17 protein-coding genes are annotated in these 22,046 nt (G+C 71.9%); 12 read left to right on the top strand and 5 right to left on the bottom strand.

The genetic code is table 11. From position 1 onward, the window contains the following. Positions 1-67: 67 nt before the first annotated feature. The 3 genes from ACFQQL_RS12495 to ACFQQL_RS12505 all read left to right on the top strand — a co-directional run bounded on the left by ACFQQL_RS12495 (position 68) and on the right by ACFQQL_RS12505 (position 3,297). Positions 68-835, top strand: a complete 768-nt coding sequence (locus ACFQQL_RS12495) for an HAD-IIB family hydrolase (protein WP_382394826.1) — start codon at positions 68-70, stop codon at positions 833-835. Positions 836-965: 130 nt separating this feature from the next. Then, positions 966-1,475 carry a pyridoxamine 5'-phosphate oxidase family protein gene (locus ACFQQL_RS12500; RefSeq protein ID WP_382394828.1) on the top strand — a complete coding sequence of 170 codons (510 nt, stop codon included), beginning with the start codon at positions 966-968 and terminating at the stop codon, positions 1,473-1,475. Positions 1,476-1,533: 58 nt separating this feature from the next. After that, the gene (locus tag ACFQQL_RS12505) at positions 1,534-3,297 is read left to right on the top strand and encodes a hypothetical protein (RefSeq protein ID WP_382394830.1); all 1,764 of its coding nucleotides are present in this window, start codon (positions 1,534-1,536) and stop codon (positions 3,295-3,297) included. Between the two features lie 48 nt (positions 3,298-3,345). Here ACFQQL_RS12505 and ACFQQL_RS12510 read toward each other — a convergent pair whose 3' ends face one another. From ACFQQL_RS12510 to ACFQQL_RS12520, 3 genes are all read right to left on the bottom strand, one after another. Further along, positions 3,346-5,292 (bottom strand): HNH endonuclease signature motif containing protein, encoded by a 1,947-nt coding sequence (locus tag ACFQQL_RS12510; protein ID WP_382394832.1) that lies wholly within the window; start codon positions 5,290-5,292, stop codon positions 3,346-3,348. Positions 5,293-5,475: 183 nt separating this feature from the next. After that, complete coding sequence (locus ACFQQL_RS12515) at positions 5,476-6,534, bottom strand: glutathione S-transferase family protein (protein ID WP_382394834.1); 1,059 nt, start codon at positions 6,532-6,534, stop codon at positions 5,476-5,478. A gap of 55 nt (positions 6,535-6,589) precedes the next feature. Further along, positions 6,590-7,810, bottom strand: a complete 1,221-nt coding sequence (locus tag ACFQQL_RS12520; RefSeq protein WP_465254043.1) for an amidohydrolase — start codon at positions 7,808-7,810, stop codon at positions 6,590-6,592. A gap of 137 nt (positions 7,811-7,947) precedes the next feature. On the opposite strand from ACFQQL_RS12520, the gene ACFQQL_RS12525 reads away from it, so the two are divergent. Further along, a complete protein-coding gene (locus tag ACFQQL_RS12525; protein WP_382394838.1) occupies positions 7,948-8,508 on the top strand; it encodes a hypothetical protein in 561 nt (186 codons plus the stop codon). Between the two features lie 54 nt (positions 8,509-8,562). Here the strand turns inward: ACFQQL_RS12525 and ACFQQL_RS12530 are convergent, their stop codons facing one another. After that, entirely contained in the window at positions 8,563-10,041 is a 1,479-nt protein-coding gene (locus tag ACFQQL_RS12530) for a glutamate-cysteine ligase family protein (RefSeq protein WP_382394840.1), read from the bottom strand. Positions 10,042-10,126: 85 nt separating this feature from the next. On the opposite strand from ACFQQL_RS12530, the gene ACFQQL_RS12535 reads away from it, so the two are divergent. Then, positions 10,127-11,722 carry a metallophosphoesterase family protein gene (locus ACFQQL_RS12535; RefSeq protein WP_382394842.1) on the top strand — a complete coding sequence of 532 codons (1,596 nt, stop codon included), beginning with the start codon at positions 10,127-10,129 and terminating at the stop codon, positions 11,720-11,722. A gap of 58 nt (positions 11,723-11,780) precedes the next feature. Beyond that, the gene (locus ACFQQL_RS12540; RefSeq protein ID WP_382394844.1) at positions 11,781-12,575 is read left to right on the top strand and encodes a vitamin K epoxide reductase family protein; all 795 of its coding nucleotides are present in this window, start codon (positions 11,781-11,783) and stop codon (positions 12,573-12,575) included. A 47-nt stretch (positions 12,576-12,622) separates the two neighbouring features. Here the strand turns inward: ACFQQL_RS12540 and ACFQQL_RS12545 are convergent, their stop codons facing one another. Next, positions 12,623-13,072: an HIT family protein gene (locus ACFQQL_RS12545; protein WP_382394846.1), complete on the bottom strand. Its 450-nt coding sequence runs from the start codon at positions 13,070-13,072 to the stop codon at positions 12,623-12,625. Positions 13,073-13,158: 86 nt separating this feature from the next. Between ACFQQL_RS12545 and ACFQQL_RS12550 the strand changes: the two genes are divergently transcribed. The 6 genes from ACFQQL_RS12550 (at position 13,159) to ACFQQL_RS12575 (ending at position 22,046) form a co-directional block, all read left to right on the top strand. Continuing rightward, positions 13,159-14,466, top strand: a complete 1,308-nt coding sequence (locus tag ACFQQL_RS12550; RefSeq protein WP_382394848.1) for an ABC transporter substrate-binding protein — start codon at positions 13,159-13,161, stop codon at positions 14,464-14,466. Positions 14,467-14,527: 61 nt separating this feature from the next. Then, positions 14,528-14,995 carry a MarR family winged helix-turn-helix transcriptional regulator gene (locus ACFQQL_RS12555; RefSeq protein WP_382394850.1) on the top strand — a complete coding sequence of 156 codons (468 nt, stop codon included), beginning with the start codon at positions 14,528-14,530 and terminating at the stop codon, positions 14,993-14,995. A gap of 177 nt (positions 14,996-15,172) precedes the next feature. Continuing rightward, positions 15,173-18,133, top strand: a complete 2,961-nt coding sequence (gene leuS, locus ACFQQL_RS12560) for a leucine--tRNA ligase (RefSeq protein ID WP_382394852.1) — start codon at positions 15,173-15,175, stop codon at positions 18,131-18,133. A gap of 144 nt (positions 18,134-18,277) precedes the next feature. Then, positions 18,278-19,927, top strand: a complete 1,650-nt coding sequence (locus ACFQQL_RS12565) for a BCCT family transporter (protein WP_382394854.1) — start codon at positions 18,278-18,280, stop codon at positions 19,925-19,927. 173 nt (positions 19,928-20,100) lie between these two features. Continuing rightward, a complete protein-coding gene (locus ACFQQL_RS12570; RefSeq protein ID WP_382394856.1) occupies positions 20,101-21,801 on the top strand; it encodes a carbon starvation CstA family protein in 1,701 nt (566 codons plus the stop codon). Then, positions 21,798-22,046, top strand: a complete 249-nt coding sequence (locus tag ACFQQL_RS12575) for a cory-CC-star protein (protein WP_382394858.1) — start codon at positions 21,798-21,800, stop codon at positions 22,044-22,046. Before ACFQQL_RS12570 ends, ACFQQL_RS12575 begins: the two co-directional genes overlap by 4 nt.

The raw sequence follows: 22,046 nt of genomic DNA on the forward strand, positions 1-22,046 counted from the left end.
TCGACCCGCCGACGACCCGCCGACCGACGACCCCGCCGAGCCGCACGCGGTGCGGAGGAGGAGAGACATGACGGCCCTGATCGCCTTCGACCTGGACGACACCCTCGCCCCGTCGAAGTCACCGATGCCGGCACGGATGGGTGCCGCGCTGGCGGCCCTCCTCGACGTCACCCCGGTGTGCATCATCTCCGGTGGGCACCTCGGCCAGTTCCGGGACCAGGTGCTCGCGCACCTCGACGCGACCGACGCCCAGCTGTCCCGGCTCCACCTCATGCCGACCTGCGGCACCCGTTACCTGCGCTGGTCCCGCGGCGACTGGACCGAGGTCTACGCCCACGACCTCACGGACGAGGAGCGGGAGAACGCCTTCGCCGCGCTCGAGGGAGAGGCGCGCCGTCTGGGGCTCTGGGAGTCGCAGACATGGGGCGAGATCCTCGAGGACCGCGGCTCGCAGATCACCTTCTCCGCGCTCGGGCAGCATGCGCCGCTGGATAAGAAGAAGGCGTGGGACCCCAGCGGTGAGAAGAAGGAGCGGCTGCGGGACGCGGTTGCCGCGTTGCTCCCGACGCTGGAGGTCCGGTCCGGGGGCTCCACGTCCGTGGACGTGACCCGGGCCGGCGTGGACAAGGCGTACGGGATGGAGCGGCTCGCGGAGCAGACCGGGATCCCGGTCACCGAGATGCTGTTCGTCGGGGATCGGTTGGACCCGGGCGGCAACGACTACCCGGTGGTCCGGCTCGGGATGCCCACCCGGCCGGTGGCCGACTGGGAGGAGACGGCCGCGTTCGTCGAGAGCTTCGTCGAGGAGGCGCGTCGGGAGCGGGTCCGGACCTGATCGCTGGCGGTCGCGAGGCGACCGGCGCCAGGTCTGTCGGTCCGGCGGCGCCAGGTCTGTCAGTCCGGCGGCGCCAGGTCCTCAACCGGCCGGCCCTCGGATGTCACCGCGGAGCACTAACGTCGCGTTCATGAGCGCTTCGACGTCACCGCGGATCGACCGGCCGGACCTGCCGGAGGGGTACGGGCTGCCGGAGAGCTCCGACGGGCTGTTGTCCTGGCGGCAGGTCGAGGAGCGGCTGACGTCCGCGTTGCACTACTGGATCAGCAGCATCCGCCCGGACGGCCGGCCGCACTCCGTCCCCCGGTGGGGCGTGTGGGTGTCCGGACGCTTCTACTACGACGGCGCACCCACCACGCGGCACACGCGGAACGTCGAGCGGAACCCGGCGGTGACGCTGACGCTGGAGAGCGGCACCGAGGTGGTCATCGTCGAGGGTGAGTCCGCCGCGACCCGAGCCTCGGCGGACGGGCTCGGGGCCGAGCTGTCCCGGGCGTTCGGGAAGTACGCCGCCTTCGGCTACGAGCCCGGTCCGGACTCCTGGTCCGGACCCGACGGCGGGGGGCTGCGCGTCATCACCCCGAAGAGCGCGCTCGCCTGGTTCTCCTTCCCGAAGGACTGCACCCGGTTCCGCTTCTGACGGTCGGCGGGTTCCTCGACGTCGGGGACGCGAGTCGTGCGCACGCTGCGCGGACGCCGTGCCTAGCCTGGTTCGGGCCCGGCTTCCGGACTACCGAGGAGGCGCCATCCGTCACCTGCGCGTGAGCCTCGCCGCCCTGCTGTCGTGCGCGCTCGTCGCGTGCGCGCCGGGTGTGCACCGCACCGTCGACCAGCCAACACGACCTCCGGCTGTGGTCAGCCAGCCCACGGCACCGCCGGAGACGGTCGTGCTGCCCGGCGGCGGGGCGGCCCGGCTCAGCGCGCAGGCCGCGCTGACGTTCTTCGACGCCGCTCCGCTCGCCGTGGTCGCGGACCCGCTGTCCGCCGTGCGAGGTGCATCGCTCGCGGTGGACCTCGGCGTTCCCGTCCTGGTGGCCGGCGACGATCCATCGGCAGATGTCCTCGAGGCCCTGGACGACCTCGGCACCGAGACCGTCCTGGCCGTGGGGGAGCCCGGGCTGCCGGACGGGCTGGACGTGGTCCCCGCGCCGCAGGACGTGGACGAGCTGGCCGCCCTGGTGCGCTCGGACCTGGAGACCTCGCCCGTAGCGCCCGGGGACGAGGTCCGCGCGGTGGCCGGGCTCGAGCCGGGCACGCTGCTCGTGGAGGACGCGACCGGGGACGCGGGCACCGGGGACGCGACGGAGGACGCGACCGGGGATGCGAGCAATAGCGGAGGCTCGACCGACGACCCGCGGAGTGCGGACTCGTCCGACGACGCTGGCGGTCCGGCCGACGACGCTCGCTTGCCGTACAGCGAACGGCCCGAGGCGGTGGCGCGCGACGTCGTCGTCATGTCCACGGGAGCGGCCGCGCAGGCAGCTGCTGCCGCGAGTGCCCGGGCGGCCGGGGCGCAGGTCCAGGTCGTGCCGGATGGTGACCCGCGGGCGAGCAGCGAGACCGTCCAGGCGACGGCAGAGCACGCGCCGGACGTCGTCGCCGGCCTGGGGAGCAGTTTCGGGGATGCCGAGACGCTCGCGTGGCGGACCGCGACGGCTGCCACCGGCACCGAGCTGCCGGGTGGTGGGCAGCTGATCCTGCCGGGCAGGACCTACGTGGCGATCTACGGCAGCCCGGGTACCGGGGCGCTCGGCGTGCTCGGCGAGCAGGACACCGCCGAGACGGTCCGGCGAGCGGCAGAGCATGCCGAGCCGTTCCGCCGGCTGACTGACACGCAGGTCGTGCCGACCCTGGAGATCATCGCGACGGTGGCCACCCGAGGGGCGGGACCGGACGGCGACTACTCGAACGAGCTGCCGCTCGAACGCCTCCGGCCCTTGGTCGACGCAGCCGCCGAGAACGGGCAGTGGGTGGTGCTCGACCTGCAGCCCGGACGCGCCGATTTCCTCAGCCAGGCCAAGCGCTACGAGGAGTTGCTTCGTGAGCCGCACGTCGGGCTCGCGCTCGACCCGGAATGGCGGCTGGGACCCGACGAGGAGCCGATGCAGCGGATCGGCCACGTGGACGTCGGCGAGGTCGATCAGGTGGTCACCTGGTTGGCCGACCTGACCCGCGAGGAGCGGCTGCCGCAGAAGATGCTGGTGCTGCACCAGTTCCGGACCGACATGATCCCTGGCGTGGATCGGTTGGACACCTCGCGCGACGAGGTCGCCGTCCTCCTCCACGCCGACGGGCAGGGGACGCAGGGCGACAAGCTCGACACCTGGCGGAGTGTGCGCGCCAACGCACCGTCCCTGCAGTGGTGGGGCTGGAAGAACTTCTACGACGAGGACAGCCCGATGCTCGGCCCGACCGAGACGATGGCGGTCGAGCCCACGCCGAACTACGTCAGCTACCAGTGAGGCACCTCGCGCCGTCTCCGGTGGGTCGAGGCGCGCCGGCGGATCGCCTCAGAACGGCGGCTCGCCGTAGAGGTCGGGATCGTGTGGTGAGCCGTCACCGGGATCGTGCGGGGCGGGCCGCTCCGGTGGGGGCTCGCTCTCGGAGGATCGGTGACGCCGATGTCCGAGGTGGACGATGGTGCCGTTGGCCTGGCGGCGATACGTGTGCCCGGTCGGGCTGGTCCAGTCGAAGACACCACCCTGGTGTTGGGTGACCGCGAAGTGCCCGAGGCTCTTGTGCCGGTGGTCGGTGCTGCACAGGGCGCCGAGGTTGCCGAGTGCTGTCGGTCCGGGGCCGAAGGGGATGGTGTGGTCCAGGTCGCAGGCTTGGGCGCGCACGCCACAACCTGGGCGGACACACGTTCGGTCACGTTCGCGGACCAGGCGGGCCAGCGCGGCAGGGGGGCGGTACGTGGTGCGGCCGAGGTCGACGACGGTGCCGCTGGCGGGGTCGGTCAGGATGCGCCGGATGGTCGAGTCGGTTGCCAGGGCCCGCGCGACGGGTGCACTGATGGCGCCATAGCCGTCGAGCTCGGCCGGCTCTGAGCCGCCCAGCAAAGTGCTGATCGGCATCGTGACGTTGAGCCTGACCGGGGCGCCGCCGAGGCTGCGTACCGGCCAACCGGCGGCGCGGCCTGTGGCGCCAGCGGCGTCTGCGCGGCCGGACTCGTCAGCCTCGCCGACCTCGCCAGCCTCGCCGGTCTCGCCGGACTTGGGTGGCGCACCGGGAAGGCAGGCTTGGTCCGCCGTGGCGGTCGCGCCGGGAGCGTCGGGCCGGGAGAGGGTGCTCTGGACAGCAGGAGCGCCGATCCAACCGGTCGTGAGCGCGTCGAAGCCGATCCCCGCGAGGATGTCCGCGCGCAGCTGGTCGGTGGTGCGCCGATCGCCGTCGGCGCGTGCCGTTCGGGCCGCGGCGTCGAGCGCCGCATCCAGCGCCACGGCGCCCTCGGCCGGCAGGTAGGCGGAGATCGAGGCCATCCCGTCCGGTAGCGCCCGTGCGTGGTTGACGCGACGGCGTGAGCGGGCCGCGGCGTGACGCTGATCGGCGCCCTGCGGGTCGATCGCGGCGATCGCGGTGGTCAGGTCCTTGGCCAGCTTCGGCGAGGTCGAGCCGGGCGCTGTGGGTAGCACCGCTTCCTCGACCTCCAGCACCAACGGCTCGGGGAGCTCCTCCAGATGCGTGGCCATCACCTCGGCCTTCGCGAAGGAGAGCTCTCCGGTCTCGACGGCCTCGGAGGTGGCGGCCATCGGGCCGGCCAGCATCCGGCCGGTGCGGATCAGCTTGCCCGCAGCCTGCCGAGTGATCGCCAGCCGCATCGCCAGCTCGGTGGCCGCCCTCGGCACGCCCGACGAGGAGGAGGCTGCGGGGTGACTCGGCGCGGTCGGGATCGGCGGCCCGATGCGCGGGTCACCGCTCGGCTGCGGTAGTGCGGGCGGGCCGTACAGGTCCTCGAGGCGCTGCTCGACCAACGCTGCCGCATCGGCCTGCCGGGCCTGGGCGTATGCGGCGACCTTGCCCCACAGCGCAACGACGTCGACCACGTCGCCTGAGTCGAGCTCGGCCATGTCCAGGCGATCCAGCAGGCGCCCGAGAGCGATGCCGGTCGTGGACTCTGCCTGGTCGAGCAGCTGCCGGAGCGGCTCGGGGCTCGCGGGCCCGTCCAGCCCTTCGATCGCTTCCAGGGGAGTCGCCCACCCCACCCGAGCCGCCGGGGCGGACGACGCGCCTGCCTCCGGGGGCTCGACCTCGGCCTCAGCGGGTTCGGCCGAGGGGCACTGACGGAGCGCCTCGTCCAGGACCACCACGGGGGCTCTCGGGGCGGCCAGCACACGCCGGAGGTCGCCCCCGTGCTCACGGATGTGCCGGATGATGCCGGCCAGCAGCAGGTGCTCGAGGACGCTCGGGGGGACCGCTCCCGCCCGAGAACCAGGGCAACTCGCTGCTGCATCGAACATGTGTATGAGACTACGCGAGGGGTGTGACATGGCGGTCGCGCCGTCCATCGCCTGGGGGCAGGACGGCATCGCGAGCTCTCGAACCCGCCCCACGACTGAGTGGTGCCCGGCCAGGAGTGGGGCGGAGGGGCATGCCGATCGAGCCGCCGGAGATGCGTCGCGGCTACCCGCGCAGCCCGACCCTCAGACGGGTACGAGCGGATTGTGCCCGGCAGTGACCTCCTCGCCGGCGCGGACCGGCCCGGGTGGAGTGCCGTCCCCGAACGGCCGCCCGCCCAGCTCCTCGCGACCGTGCGGGCTCAGCCAGCCCGACAGGTCCGGGCCCTGCGGGACGATCTGGGTCGGGTTGATGTCCGTGTGGACCACGTAGTAGTGCTGCTTGATCTGCACGAAGTCGACCGTGTCGCCGAAGCCGGGCGTCTGGAACAGGTCCCGCGCGTAGCCCCACAGGGCGGGCATCTCGCTCAGCTTGTTCCGGTTGCACTTGAAGTGCCCGTGGTAGACGGGGTCGAACCGCACCAGCGTGGTGAACAGCCGCACGTCCGCCTCGGTGATCGTGTCACCGACCAGGTACCGCTGCCCGGTGAGCCGCTCCTCGAGCCAGTCGAGAGCGGCGAAGAGCCGCCCGTACGCCTTGTCGTACGCCTCCTGGGAGCCGGCGAACCCGCAACGGTAGACCCCGTTGTTGACCTCGGTGAACACCTTCCGGTTCACCCGGTCGATCTCGTCCCGCAGGTGCTCCGGGTACAGCGCCGGAGCGCCGTCGCGGTGGTGCGCGGCCCACTCGCTGCCCAGGTCCAGAGTGATCTGGGCGAAGTCGTTCGTCACCACCGCGCCGGACGGCACGTCCACGATCGCCGGGACGGTGATGCCGCGCGGGTACTCGGGGTCGCGCTTGAAATACGCCTCCTGCAGCCAGTGGATGCCCAGCACCGGGTCCTTCCCGTCCGGGTCCAGGTCGAACGTCCAGGAGCGCGCGTCGTGCGTCGGGCCCGGCAGGCCCAGGGAGATCGCGTCCTCCAGCCCGAGGAGGCGCCGCACGATGATGGTGCGGTTCGCCCACGGGCAGGCACGCGCCGCCACCAGGCGGTACCGGCCCGGCTCCACCGGGTACCCGTCGGCGCCGTCGGCCGTGATCCGCGTCCCGATGTACCGGGTGTCGCGGACGAACTCCTTGCCCTTGGTCGTGTACTTCCCGCCCTGCGAGTGCTCGGGCCGCTCCGCGGTCTGGCTCGTGTCCACGAAGCCGAGCCTACGACGGCGCACCCGGAGGCTCACGCTGGGCGCACCCGGACGCTCAGCCGAAGCGCTCGGCCCGCTCCCGCACCCCGGTCTCACGCGCGTACACCTCGGCCCCGGAGATGAACACCCGCTCCACCGTGGAGTACACGTCCAGCGGGTCGCCGGACCAGAGCACGACGTCGCCGTCGAGGCCCGGACGCAGCGCGCCGATCCGGTCGTCGAGCCCGAGGATCTCGGCCGGGTTGATCGTCAGCGCGCGCAGCGCCACGTCCCGGTCCAGCCCTTCCTTCACGGCGAAGGAGGCCTGGTGCACCAGGAAGTTGATCGGCACCACCGGCGCATCGGTGGTGATGGCGACCTTGACGCCCGCGGCGGCGATGGCGGCCAGGTTCGCGATGGCCCGGTCACGCAGCTCCCACTTTGATCGGGAGGTGATCATCGGGCCGAAGATGACTGGGATGTCCTTCTCGGCCAGCACGTCGGCGACCTTCGCGCCGTCGGTGCCATGGTTGACCACGAGCCGGTAGCCGAACTCCTCGGCGAGGCGGATCGCCGTGGCGATGTCGTCGTGCCGGTGGGTGTGCTGGTCCCAGTAGAGCTCGCCGTCGAGCACCCGGACGAGGGTCTCCTTGGTGAGGTCGCGCTCGTGGGGCTTGCCCTCGCGAGCGGCGTGGTCGCGCGCGACCCGGTAGTCCTGGGCCGCCAGGAACGCCTCGCGGATGATCTTCGCGACGCCGAGCCGCGTGGACGGGGTCTGCTTCTTCTCGCCGTACACCCGCTTCGGGTTCTCGCCGAGCGCCGACTTGACCGACACCGCCGCCTTGATGACCTGCTCGTCGACCGTGCGGCCGCCCCACGTCTTGATCGCCACGGTCTGCCCGCCGATCGGGTTGCCCGACCCCGGCTTCACGACGGCGGAGGTGATCCCGCCGCCGAGCGCGTCCCGGAACCCCTCGTCGTCGATGAGGATCGCGTCGAGCGCGCGCACCGCGGCCTGGTTCGGCCCGGTCATCTCGTTGACGTCCTCACCGGCCCAGCCGACCGACTCCTCGACCACGCCCAGGTGCGCGTGGGACTCGACGAACCCGGGCAGCACCCAGCGGCCCGCCGCGTCGACGACCTCCACGCCGTCGGGGACGGCGACGTCCGCGCCGACGGCGGTGATGGTGCCGTCCTGGACCAGGACGGTGCCGTTCTCGATGGGATTCCCCTCGACGGGCACGACGTAGCCACCGACGACGGCGACCGAGGAGCTGGTGCTGGCAGTTCGAGTCACGACGACCATCCTGCCGCGCCGCGCCCCGGTCCATCACCGCCGCTCCGCGTGCTGAGATGTGCCGGCGGCCCGGACCTGGCAGGCTTCCGCGTGAGGCCCTTGTACGAGGGCCGCGAACGCCAGCGGGGGAGGACACCGTGAGCGAGACAACCACGCCATCTGGGTCGGACCCGGGTTCCGCGTCCGGCTCCAAGCGCTTCGGCCGCAGGAGCGAGGACGCCACGTCGAGCTCCGCAGCCACCTCGAGGCCCGCCACGGCCGGATCGAGCACGACGAGCTCGGGGACCACGAGTCCCGGCACCACGGGTTCCGGGACCACGGGGTCCGGGACCACGGGCTCGGGAACTGCCGGCACGAAGCGCGGCACCGGCTCGGGCGTCCCGAAGCCGGGTGCCCCGAAGGGCAACCCGGTCGCCTGGACCGCGTTGCTGGTCGCCGTCGTGCTGACGATCTGGCAGGCGGTCTACTCCCTGACGGTCCTCGGCATCGACCCGCCCGACCAGGAGACCTTCACCTCGGTCTCGCTGTTCATCACCCTCGTGCTCGGCCTGGCGGCCCTCGTGCTCGGCATCGTGAGCATCGCCCAGCGCCGGGCGCCGCGCTGGCCGGGACTCGTCGGGCTCTCGGTGGGGATCTACGCCTTCATCGTCGCGGTCTTCTCGTGGATCGGCGGCCTCATGAACCAGGGCGGCGCCTGAGCCGACGTCCGAGCCGACGTCCGAGCCGACATTAGAGCGGCCACTCAGGGCACGTCACGGCACCGGCCAGGCGTGCACCGGCTCGTTGCTGTGCATGTGCTGCACGTACTGCTCGAGCATGGCGGTCAGTGCCGCCCAGCGGTCCATACCGCGGGACTCGAACCGCTGGGTCGCCGCGACCTGCCACGACGCCCCGTTCACCCGGAGCCGCGCCCGGTCCTCGATGACCTGGAGGTACCGGTCGACGGCGTCCCGGGCGACGCCCAGCCGCTCCAGCCCGGTCTGCGCCATCGGCAGCAGCGTCCGTAGCACCAGCTCGTCCCACTCCACGTGACCGAGGCCGGGCCAGTACAGACGCGCGTCGGCCCCGTAGCGTGCGGCGTTGTGGAAGTTCTCCCGGGCCGCGTCGAAACTCATCCGGGACCACACCGGGCGCTGCTCGTCCAGGACCATGGCCACGGACGCGCCGTAGAAGAACGCGGCGTTCGCCAGCACGTCGAGCACCGTGGGCCCGGCGGGCAGCACCCGGTTCTCCACCCGGAGGTGCGGCCGACCGTCGGAGACGTCGTACACCGGGCGGTTCCACCGGTAGATCGTGCCGTTGTGGAGTCGTAGCTCGGACAGCTGCGGGGTTCCCCCGGCCGAGAGCACCTCGAACGGGTCCTCCTCCGAGGTCTCCGGAAGCAGCGCCGGGTAGTAGCGCACGTTCTCCTCGAAGAGGTCGAAGATCGAGGTGATCCAGCGGTCCCCGAAAGGCACCTGCGGCCGCACGCCCTGGTTGCGCAGCTCCGGCGGCCGGGTGTCGGTCGACTGGAGGAACAGCTCCGGGCGCGACTCCGCGAGCAACCGGTGCCCGAACACGTACGGTGAGTTCGCGCCGAGGGCGAGCTGCGGGCCGGCGAGCGCCTGGGCCGCGTTCCAGTAGCGCGCGAAGGTGTTCGGCCGTACCTGCAGGTGGAACTGCGTGGAGGTACACGCCGCCTCGACGGCGATCGTGTCCGCGGTGACCTGGAGCCGCTCCGGCCCACGGATGTCGATCTCCACGTCCTCCTTGCGGGCGGTGAGGATCGCGTCGTCGAGCAGCCGGTAGCGCTCGTCGGGGGAGAACCACGACCGGCCCGGCTCGGGCGCCCGCAGCGTCGGCAGGATCCCGATCATGACGATCCCCGCCCCGAGGTCGCCGGCGCGGTCGCGGGCGCGGTTGAGGTTCTTCCGCAGCGACGACTCGAGCTGGCGCAGCGACTGGCCGTCGATCCGCCGGGGCTCGACGTTCAGCTCGATGTTGAACCGGCCGAGCTCGGTCTGGTAGCGCAGGTCGTCGACGTGGTCGAGGACCTCGGAGTTCTTCAGCGCCGGCTGGAAGTCCTCGCCGACCAGGTTCAGCTCGATCTCCAGGCCGGTGCGCCACTCGTCCTCGATGAACGAGCCGGAGTCGAGCATCTCCTCGAGCGCGTCGAGGCAGCGCCGCACCGCGCGCCGGTAGCGAGTGTGGTCCGCCCGGGTGTACGCCCGGCCGGCGACGTCCTTCCCCATGCACCCTCCTCGAGCCGCCTGGCGTGAGCATGACAGCCGTCACGGCATCGCGCACCCGACCCGCCCTCGGGAGAGAATGCTGCAGATGGAGGACGTGCCTGGACCACCGCGCCGCTGGGAGTGGTGGCACCGGCAGACACCCCTGACCCGCAAGACCATCCGCACGACGCTCACGCTGCTGGTCACGGGTGTGGTGGCCGTCGCCATCGGGGTCCCGACGGCGTCCAGCAGGTCCTCACTCGGACCCCACGCGGCCGAGTATCACGTGACGCTCGACAGCCAGGTCGCCATCCAGATGGGTCCGCTGGGCGCGATCATCCTCGACTCGCCGCTGCCGGGTCCGCTGGGCGCCGAGGTCGTGGTCCAGGAGATCCCGACCGACGTGGAGGGTGCCTCCGCGCCCGACTCGCCGGTGCCCGGGCTGCTCGCCGACCTCGCCGCCTACGGCCAGCTCTTCGCCCGGCCCGAGGTGGCCGTTGCGGACGCCGTCCGCTCACTCGTCGGCGACGCGCTCGGCCGGACGGCGGTGGCCTGGTCGCTCCTCCTGGTCCTGATCGCAGCGGGCCGCCTGGCCGCCGGCGGACACCTGCGGGACGAGGTCCGCCACGCGCTCGCGCGCCCCGGCGTGGCGGTGCTCGCCGCCGGCGGGCTGATCGCCGCGACCGCCGCCGTCGTGGTGCCCGCGGTCGTGCGGGACGAGCCGGCCGGGTACAGCCCGCGCGTGCTGGACGGCACGCCGATGGAGGGCGCCGTGATCACCGGCCGCCTCGCGGACGTCGTCGCGGTGTACGGCACCGCGGTCCGCGACGCGGTCGAGGAGAACGAGGCGTTCTACGCCGAGGCGGCGGACAACCTCGCCAGGGCGCTCGCGACCGACCCCGCCCCCGCGCCGCCGCCCGTACCGGACGAGGCGGGCGCCGAGGGGGCACTTTCCGACCCGGTCACCTTCCTGCTCGCCGCCGATCTCCACTGCAACGTGGGCATGGCGGCCGTCGTGCGGTCCGCCCTCGAGCACACCGGAGCCGTCGCGCTGCTCGACGCGGGCGACACCGTCACCAACGGCACCTCGCCCGAGTCGTTCTGCGTCGAGACCTTTGCGGACGCGGTGCCCGACGGCCTCCCCGTCCTCGTCGCGACCGGCAACCACGACTCCGTGGTCACCGCCGACCAGGAGCGCGACGTCGGGTGGACCGTGCTGGCCGGGGACGTGGTCGAGGTCGAGGGCGTCCGGTTCCTCGGCGACACCGACCCCACGCTGACCTCGCTCGGTTCCGGGACCGTGCAGGAACGGGACGAGACCGTCGAGGAGATGGGTGACCGGCTCGCCGACGTGGCGTGCGGCGCGGCGGACGGCGGTGACGGCGTCGACGTGCTCCTCGTGCACAACCCCCGGGCCGGCGAGGCCGCGCTGGACCGCGGGTGCGTGCCGCTGCAGCTTTCCGGCCACTGGCACCGCACCGACGGACCCGCGGTCCTGGGCTCCGGCGTCCGCTACGTGAGCACCTCCAGCGGCGGGGGCGCCGGCGGCGGGGTGACGATCGGTCCGCTGACGTCGGACGCGGAGCTCACCGTGCTGCGGATCGACCGGGACACCGGCCGGCCGCTCGACCATCGGCGGATCGTGGTGGACACAGACGCCCAGGTTCGGCTGGCACCGTGGGAGTCCTTCCCCGTCCCGTGACACCGGGCGCGGCCCCACCTGACGCATACTGCTGCACGAGCACCGACGAGAGGACCTCATGAACAGGTCGACACCGGTCGACGGGCGCCGTGACGATCCGGGGCGTGACGACACCGGGCGCGAGGGGCCCGCGGGCGAGGAGCCCGGGGCGGCGCCGGACGCCCGCGCGGACGGCGCACCGGAGGAGGACCTCGACGACGACGAGCTCGCCCGGATCGATCAGGAGCTCGCCCGCCTCGACAAGGCCCGGCCCACCGAGCACCAGCTGGCCGGCGGGGCACCGCGAGAGCTCGGGTGGCTCCTCACCGTGGGTGGTCTCCTCGGGCTCTGGGCCGCCGTCGAGCTCGTGCTCAGCGAGATCAAGGTGGCCGGCGACCCGAACGCGTCGCTGGCGTGCGACTTCAACCCGCTCATCGGCTGTGGCAGCTTCATCACCACCTGGCAGGCGCACGCGTTCGGCCTCCCGAACGCCGTGGTCGGCACCGTCGCGTTCGCGGCCGTGATGACGGTCGGGGTGCTCCTCCTGGCCGGGGCGCGGCCGGCGCGATGGTTCTGGGTGGCGCTCACCGCCGGCGCCACCGGCGCGATCGCGTGGGTCTTCTGGTTCCAGTACCAGGCCTTCTTCAGCATCGAGATGCTGTGCCCGTACTGCCTCGTGGTCTGGGTCGTGAGCATCCCGATCTTCGTCAATGTGGTCGCCCGCGCGGCGCAGGCCGGCCACCTTCGGCTCGGTGAGGGCCTGCGCCGCGCGCTGGTGCTGGACCGGTGGCTGATCGTCGCGGTCTGGTACCTGGTGGTCCTGCTGGTCGCGGTCGTCGTGTTCTGGGACCGCTGGCTGCTCGTCCTCGCCTAGCCGCCGGCCTCGGCGCACGCCACAGACGTCTCACCCGGGCGCGGACCTCACCCGAGCGCCGGCGAGTCCATGGCCGCCGGGACGTGCGCGCCGTGACCGGCCTCGCGCAGCGCAGCGCGGACCCGCTCGGTCGCCTCGTCCAGACGCTCACCGGGCGTGTTCGGCCGGGCGTTGGCGAAGGTCAGGGACTGCTCGTCCCACGCGGGCAGGACGTGCAGGTGCAGGTGCGGCACCTCGAAGCCGGCGACGAGCACCGCGGCGCGGGGCGCACCGAACGCGGCCTGCTGCGCGGCGCCGACGTGCTTGGCCACCACCGCCAGGTGCGCGAGGACGTCCTCGTCGGCCGCCGTGTACTCCTCGATCTCCGCACGTGGCACGACGAGCATGTGCCCGTCCGTGATGGGCGCGATGGTCGCGAAGGCGACGCACGCGTCGTCCGACCAGGCGAACCGGCCCGGGACCTCGCCGTCGATGATCTTGGTGAACAGCGTGCTCATGGCGCCATGGTGGCACGGGTGCGTCGCCCTGCTCACCCGCACGGCTACGCTTGCGTAAGCGGTTACACCCTCACCGAGGAGGAGACATGCGAATCCGACGCTCACGAGTCGGCGCGGCAGCGGCGCTCACCGCCGCGACGGCACTGCTCGCGGCCTGCGCCCAGGAGCCCCCTGGCGCCGGTGACGACGGCGGTGACGACGGCGGACCCGTCGAGCTCCGGCTCGCGTGGTGGGGCAACGACCTGCGCAACGAGCTGACCCAGGAGGCCATCGACGCCTTCGAGGAGGAGCACCCGAACATCACCGTGGTGCCGGAGTTCGTCGACTGGGGCGGCTACTGGGACCGCATGGCGACCTCCGCCGCGGGAGGCGACATGCCCGACGTCGTGCAGATGGACGAGAAGTACCTGCGCACCTATGCCGACCAGGGCTCGCTCGCCGACCTCTCCACGTACGACACCCTCTCCACCGACCGGATCGACCCGACCGTGCTGCCCTCCGGAGAGGTCGACGGCCAGCTCTTCGGGGTCGTGAACGCGGTCAACACCTTCTCGGTCGTCGCCAACGCCGGGCTCCTGCAACAGGCCGGCGTGGAGGTGCCGGACGACGAGTCGTGGACGTGGGACGAGCTGGCCACCATGTCCCAGCAGGTCAGTGACTCGGGCGGCGGCGCCGTCGGGCTGCAGTACCTCGGGACCGGCGACAGCGAGCTGCAGATCTGGGCGCTCCAGCGGGGCGAGACGCTGTGGACGGAGGACGGGCAGCTCGGCGCCAGCCGGGAGACCCTCGTCTCGTTCTGGCAGTACGTCCTGGACCTCACCGAGTCCGGTGCCGCGAACCCGGCGGCGACGGCGCAGGAGCAGATCGCGTCGGGCCAGGAGGCCTCGGGCACGGCCACCAACCAGGCCGCGTTCGGGGTGTGGTGGTCCAACCAGTACCGCGCGCTGTCCGCCTCCAGCGGCGAGGAGCTGCACCTGCTGCGCCCGCCGCTCTCGGCGGCCGGCGGCGACCGCGGCACCTACAACAAGCCGTCGATGTACTGGTCGGTCTCGGCGCACAGCGAGCATCCCGAGGAGGCGGCGATGCTCGTCGACTTCCTCGTGAACTCGTCCGAGGCGGGGGAGATCCTCCTCGCCGAGCGCGGCGTGCCGAGCAACCTCGACGTGCGCGAGGAGATCACCGGCTCTCTCGACCCGGAGGACCAGGACGTCGTCTCGTTCCTGGACGAGGTCTCCGGCGAGGTGGGGGAGACACCCCCGCTGACGCCGGCGGGTGCCAGCGACGTCGAGCAGCTCATCCAGCGACTCACCTTCGAGGTGCTGTTCGGCGAGCAGACCCCCGAGGAGGCCGCGGACGCGTTCCTCGCCGAGGTCGACTCGATGGTCGGCGGGTGAGTGCCGCCCAGCTGCGCCGGACCTCGTAAGGTGCTGCACGACGAGGACGGAGGCTGCGCCGATGAACGGTCACGAGACCAGCGCACGGGTGGCGGCCGAGGCGTGGGAGTCCCTGTTCCGCGCCCAGGTCGCCCTCATGCGCCGGTTCGAGGAGAGCGGCGACTTCGCACCGTTGCGGGCCCGGGAGTACGACGTGCTCTTCACGCTCAGCCGGGCACCGGCCGGCCGGCTGCGGCTGCGCGCCCTCAACGAGAACATCCTCATCACCCAGCCCTCGATGAGCCGGATGGTCGAGCGTCTCGAGCGTCGCGGCCTGGTCCGGCGCGACCGCGCCGACGACGACGCACGAGGCCTGGTCGTGTCCCTCACCGAGGAGGGCGCCGCCCTGCAGCGCTCGATCGCACGGCGCCACGTGCGCACCCTGCGCCGGCTGGTCGGCGGTGCGCTGAGCGAGGACGAGCTGCGGGCGTTGACGGACCTGACCACCAAGCTCCGCCGGCGCCAGGAGGAGATACGGAGCACGGGGTGAGGTGACCCGCGGCGTCCTGCGCTAGGCTGGGCGTCGATGACGGCTGTGGCGCTCCTGCTTACCCAGCCGCGCTGACCTTAGCGGGCACTCGCGCGAGTGCCGCACCAGCGCGGCTCACCTCCCTGCCCGGGAGGTCTTTTCATGTCCGGAGCACCACCACCCGAAGCCGAGGGAACGATGAGCGAGCAGACCGGCCGCACCGGCCACGACGTCGAGACGCGCCCGGCCGCCGTCGGGGCGGGCACCGCCCAGGCGGAGCCCGACGCGCCACCGCACCGCTACACGGCCGCACTGGCGAACGAGCTCGAGCTCGCCTGGCAGCGACGGTGGGCCGAGCGAGGCACCTTCCACGCCGCCAACCCGACCGGGGACCTGTCGGGGCCGGAGGTGCCCGCCGAGTCGTTCTACCTCATGGACATGTTCCCCTACCCCTCGGGCAAGGGGCTGCACGTCGGCCATCCGCTGGGGTACATCGCGACGGACGTCATCGGTCGCTACCAGCGCATGAAGGGCAAGAACGTCCTGCACGCGCTGGGCTACGACGCGTTCGGCCTGCCGGCCGAGCAGTACGCCGTCCAGACCGGCCAGCATCCTCGGGTCACCACCGAGCAGAACATCGCCACCATGCGGGGCCAGCTGCTGCGGCTGGGTCTGGCGCACGACGACCGGCGCAGCTTCGCGACCACGGACCCGGAGTTCATGCGGTGGACCCAGTGGGTCTTCCTGCAGATCTTCGAGTCCTTCTACGACCCCGCGGCGCCCCGTGAGGACGGCGGCCGCGGCCGGGCCCGCCCGGTCTCGGAGCTGGTCGCCGAGTACGAGGCGGGCACCCGCCCGACGCCGGACGGCCGGCCCTGGTCCGCGCTCACCGACTCCGAGCGCCACGAGGTGGTCGACTCCCAGCGCCTCGCGTACATCTCCGACGCCCCGGTGAACTGGTGCCCAGGGCTGGGCACGGTGCTGGCCAACGAGGAGGTCACCGCCGACGGCCGCTCCGAGCGTGGCAACTTCCCGGTCTTCAAGCGCAACCTGCGGCAGTGGATGCTGCGCATCACGGCGTACGCGGACCGGCTGGTCGACGACCTGGACTCCATCGACTGGCCCGAGAAGATCCGCACGATGCAGCGGAACTGGATCGGGCGCTCCACCGGCGCGGAGGTCGACTTCGCCGTGGTGGGGCATCCGGAGACCGACGCGCTGCGGGTGTTCACCACCCGCCCGGACACGCTGTTCGGCGCCACCTTCATGGTGGTCTCCCCCGAGCACCCGCTGGTGGCCGACCGCACCGCGCTGCCGGCGTCGTGGCCGGCAGGCACCAAGGACGCGTGGACCGGCGGCGCCGCGACCCCGGCCGAGGCGGTCGCGGCCTACCAGGCCGCGGCGGCGGCGAAGACCGACGCCGAGCGGCAGGACGAGGGACGCACCAAGACCGGCGTGTTCACCGGCCTGTTCGCGACCAACCCGGTCAACGGTGCCGCGGTGCCCGTCTTCACCGCCGACTACGTCCTCATGGGCTACGGCACCGGCGCGATCATGGCCGTGCCCGGCCAGGACGCGCGGGACTGGGAGTTCGCCGAGCGGTTCGAGCTGCCGATCATCCGGACGGTCCGGCCGCCGGAGGACAGCACGCCCGTGGAAGGCCCGTACCTGGGCGAAGGCCCGGCGATCAACTCCTCCAACGAACGGGTCTCGCTGGACGGCCTGGGCGTCGCGGACGCCAAGGCGCGGATCATCGCCTGGCTCGAGAGCGAGGGTGCCGGCCGCGGCACCACCACCTACCGGCTGCGGGACTGGCTGTTCTCCCGGCAACGCTACTGGGGCGAGCCGTTCCCGATCGTCTACGACGAGGACGGCCACCCGCACGCCATCCCCGACCGGATGCTGCCCGTCGAGCTGCCAGACGTCCCGGACTACTCGCCACGGACCTACGACCCCGACGACGCCGCCTCGCAGCCCGAGCCGCCGCTGGGCCGCGTGCCGGAATGGGTGAACGTCGAGCTCGATCTGGGTGACGGTCGGCGGACCTACCGCCGCGAGACCAACACCATGCCGAACTGGGCCGGCTCCTCGTGGTACGAGCTGCGGTACCTGGACCCGCGCAACGACAAGGCCGTGGTCGACCCGGCGATCGAGCGGTACTGGATGGGGCCGACGGCGGACAAGCCCGCCGGCGGCGTGGACCTGTACGTCGGCGGGGTGGAGCACGGCGTGCTGCACCTGCTGTACGCGCGGTTCTGGCACAAGGTGCTCTACGACCTGGGGCACGTGAGCTCCTGCGAGCCGTTCCACAAGCTGTTCAACCAGGGCTACATCCAGGCCTACGCCTTCGCCGACGCCCGCGGCCAGTACGTGCCGGCCGACGAGGTCGAGGAGGTCCCCGGTCCCGACGGCGAGGGTGGCGAGGCGACGTACACCTGGCGCGGCCAGCCCGTCACCCGCGACTACGGGAAGATGGGCAAGTCGCTGAAGAACGTCGTCACGCCCGACGAGATGTACGCCAGCTACGGTGCCGACACGTTCCGCGTCTACGAGATGTCGATGGGGCCGTTGGACGACTCCCGGCCGTGGGACACCCGCGCCGTGGTCGGCTCCCAGCGGTTCCTGCAGCGGCTGTGGCGCAACGTCGTCGACGAGGCGACCGGGGAGACGACCGTGGTCGACGCCCCGGCCGACGAGCCGACCCGCCGGCTGGTCGCGCGGACCGTCCACGAGGTCGAGGCCGAGATGTCCGCGATGCGGGTCAACACCGCCATCGCCCGGATGATCGTCCTGAACAACCACCTGACCCAGCTCGGCACGGTGCCGCGCGAGGCCGTGGAGCCGCTGGTGCTCATGGTCGCGCCGGTCGCCCCGCACATCGCCGAGGAGCTGTGGGCCCGGCTGGGCCACGCCGAGTCGCTGGCGCACGAACCGTTCCCGACGGCGGACCCCGAGCTGCTCGTCGAGGAGACCGTGACGTGCGTGGTCCAGGTCGCCGGCAAGGTCCGCGACCGGCTCGAGGTCCCGCCGTCGATCGACGAGGAGACGCTGCGCGAGCAGGCGCTGGCGGCCCCCGGCGTGCAGCGTGCACTGGCCGGACGAGCGGTGCGCAAGGTCATCGTCCGCGCACCGAAGCTCGTCAACGTCGTCCCCGGCTGAGGCCCGACGGCCGGCGGCCGGGCACTCCCCCCGGCGCGGAGCCCGGCGCGTCGCGGTTGGACATCCGGCGGAAAACCCTCAAAGGTGGGTGCCCGACCGGGCGCCGTCGACCGCGGCGCATCCGCCGACGGAAGGTCCGCCAGCATGCTGGAGTCCCTCGCTCAGCGACTAGGACTGCGTACCAACCCGACCATCTTCTTCGTCTCGGCCGGGCTGATGGTGCTGTTCCTCGTCCTCCTGCTCGGCTTTCCCGGACCGATCGGCGCCGCGTTCGGCGTCGCCCGGGACTGGATCGTCACGAACCTGGGATGGTTCTTCATCCTCGGGGTCACCGCCTGGTTGATCTTCCTGGCCTACGTGGCGCTGAGCCGCTACGGCCACCTGCGCCTCGGCGGGGACGACTCCCGGCCCGAGTACAGCAACCTGTCCTGGTTCGCCATGCTCTTCGCGGGCGGCATCGGCACGGTTCTGATGTTCTGGGGAGTCGCCGAGCCGATCTCGCACTTCGCCCAGCCGCCGTTCGCGGGCGTGGAGCCGTTCTCGCCCCGGGCGGCCGAAGAGGCGATGTCCATCTCGCTGTATCACCTGAGCCTCCACACCTGGGCGATCTTCACCCTGCCCGGCCTGGCCTTCGGCTACTTCGTCTATCGCTACAACCTGCCGCTGCGCGTCAGCTCGGTCTTCTACCCGTTCCTCAAGGACCGCATCCACGGACCGATCGGCAAGACCATCGACATCTTCGCCGTCCTCGGCACGCTGTTCGGCCTCGCCGTCTCCCTCGGCCTGGGCACCTCGCAGATCGCCGCCGGCCTCGGCGAGCTGTTCACCTCGATCACGGACAGCACGCCCGTGCGGGTCATCATCATCGGCGTGCTGACCGCGGTCGCCACGACCTCGATCGTGGCGGGCCTGGACAAGGGCGTGAAGCGGCTGTCGAACATCAACATCCTCATGGCCGTCGGGCTCATGCTCTTCGTGCTGTTCTTCGGCGACACCGTGTTCCTGCTGCGGCAGGTCATCGAGTCTGCCGGCCACTACGGCCAGAACATCATCGGGCTGTCTTTCTGGAACGACGCCATGGCCCGCTTCACCAAGGAAGGCGGCTGGGGCTGGCAGCAGACCTGGACCGTCTTCTACTGGGCGTGGACCGTGACCTGGGCGCCGTTCATGGGCGTGTTCCTGGCCCGCATCTCCAAGGGCCGCACCATCCGGCAGTTCGTCGTGGGCGTGCTCCTGGCCCCGTCGGCGTTCACGCTCGTCTGGTTCGTCATCTTCGGCTGGTCCGCCATGGTCTCGGACGGCATCGGCACCGGCGAGATGGGCGAGATCGCCCGGCGCGTGGTGGTGGACGAGGAGGTGCCGATCGCGATGTTCGAGTTCTTCTCGAACTTCCCGGCGGCGACGCTCGTCTCCGGCCTCGCGGTCGTCGTCGTCGCGCTCTTCTTCGCGACGTCCTCGGACTCGGCGTCCCTCGTCGTGGACATGCTGTGCGTCGGCACGGACGACGCCGGCCCGGTGCGTCAGCGTGTCTTCTGGGGCGTCTCGGAGGGTGCCCTGGCGGCCGCCCTCATCATCCTCGGCGGAGACGCGGGGCTCGAGGCGCTGCAGACCGTCATCACGGTCGTGGGGCTGCCGATCTTCATCCTGGTCTTCCTCACCGTCCCGTGCCTGCTCAAGGGGCTCAGCTCGGAACGCCGCAAGGCCATGGAGCTCCGGTTCGGTGACGTTCCGCCGCGGGCGTCCGAGCCCGCGGAGCGGGATCGGGATGCCAAGGAGTCGGCTGTCGGCGGGTAGGACGCGGCCGCCCTCCGCGGTCGTTGCCTGCCCGCACAGCCGGCGCTCCGCGTGTTGCCACGGCGTGTGCGGGAGGCTCCGCTAACCTGTCGGCTGGACACTGACGGTTCCGGCAGGTGCCCGTCGCCGACGTGCACCGGCGCCGAGTCGACGACGACAGAACGGAGCCTGGCATGAACTCGCTCGTCCTCGCCGTGATCGGCGTCGCCATGATCGTCGCGGGGTACCTGCTGTACTCGAAGTACCTCGCGGGGCGCGTCTTCAAGCTCGACCCGGTCCGGAGCACGCCGGCGCACGCGATGCGCGACGGCGTGGACTACGTGCCGACCAACAAGTACGTCCTGTGGGGCCACCACTTCACCTCGGTGGCCGGCGCGGCCCCCATCGTCGGACCCGCGGTCGCCGTCATCTGGGGGTGGTTGCCGGCATTCCTGTGGGTCACGATCGGCACCGTCTTCTTCGCCGGCATGCACGACATGGGCGCCCTGTGGGCATCGGTGCGCAACCGCGGCCAGTCGATCGGCGCCCTCTCGGGCCGGTACATCGGCAAGAACGGGCGCAACCTGTTCCTCGTCGTGATCTTCCTGCTCCTGCTCATGGTGAACGCCACGTTCGCCATCGTGATCGCGAACCTGCTCATCGCGACCCCGACCGCCGTGATCCCGGCGTGGGGTGCGATCGTCGTGGCCATCGGTGTCGGCCAGGCGATCTACCGGTACCGCCTGAGCCTGCCGGCGGTGACGGTCGTCGGCGTGGTGCTGCTGTACGCGCTGATCCTCCTCGGCGACCGGTTCCCCGTGGTCCTGCCCGAGACGGTGATGGGGCTCCCGTCGACCGCGGTGTGGGTCGTGCTGCTGTTCGTCTACGCCGGCATCGCCTCCGTGCTGCCCGTCTGGCTGCTGCTCCAGCCGCGCGACTACATCAACGGCATCCAGCTGTTCATCGCGCTCGGCATCCTCTACGTCAGCGTGCTCATCGCGAACCCGACGATCGTCGCGCCCGCGATGAACCAGGCGGTGCCCGAGGACACGCCGAGCCTCGTCCCGCTGCTGTTCGTCACCATCGCGTGCGGCGCGATCTCCGGCTTCCACGGCATGGTCTCCTCGGGAACCTCCTCGAAGCAGCTCGACAAGGAGACCGACTCCCGCTTCGTGGGGTACTTCGGTGCCGTGGGCGAGGGCCTGCTCGCCCTCGGGTCGATCATCGCGTGCACCGCCGGCTTCCGGACGCTGGCCGACTGGGAGGCCGTCTACACCACGTTCTCCGTCAACGGCGCCGGCGTCTTCGTCGAGGGCGGTGCCTCGATCGTCAACGCGGGCCTGGGCCTCCCGCCGTCGCTCAGCGCCACGATCCTGGCGACGACGGCCGTGCTCTTCGCGGCGACCACGATGGACACCGGGCTGCGGCTGCAGCGCTTCGTCATCCAGGAGGTCGCCGAGGTGGTCGGGGCCAAGGTCGGCAAGGCGGTCGCGACCGTCGTCGCCGTCGTGGTGGGACTGGGACTGGCATTCGGTGCCGGCGCGGACGGAGCGGGCGGCCTGACGATCTGGCCGCTGTTCGGCACCACGAACCAGCTACTCGCCGGCCTCACGTTGTCGATCCTCGCGATCATGATGATCCGCAAGCGCCGCCCGGCCCTGCCGATCGTGCTGCCGCTCGTCTTCCTGCTCGCCATGACGCTCTACGCGCTGGTCGTCCAGCTCGGTGCGTGGATCGCCGAGGGCAGCTGGATGCTGGTGATCCTCGACGTCGTCATCCTCGTCGCGGCGCTCTGGGTCATCGTCGAGGCCGTCGGGGCGATGAGCCGCACCCGGCGGGACCCGCCGGTGGACGACGACGCGGAGGACGAGGCGTTGGCGGCGGCAGAGCGGTGACAGGCCGGCTCGGTGCGGCGCTGCGGGAGTTCTACGTCGCGCCGTACCGGAGGACGTTCGCGCGCGCTCGCCGCGACGAGGACGACCTGTTCACCATGCTCGTGCTCGGCGAGGCGCTCGGGGTGCCGGACCCGGCCGCGTACTACACCGTGGAGCTCATGCCGGTGATCTACGAGCGCTTCCACGACTGGCACCGCCGGATGGGCATGGACCGCTCCCCGCTGGAGCACGTCGGGTGCTGCTGA

It is taken from the genome of Georgenia alba (assembly GCF_042665525.1).
Taxonomy (GTDB): domain Bacteria; phylum Actinomycetota; class Actinomycetes; order Actinomycetales; family Actinomycetaceae; genus Allobogoriella; species Allobogoriella alba.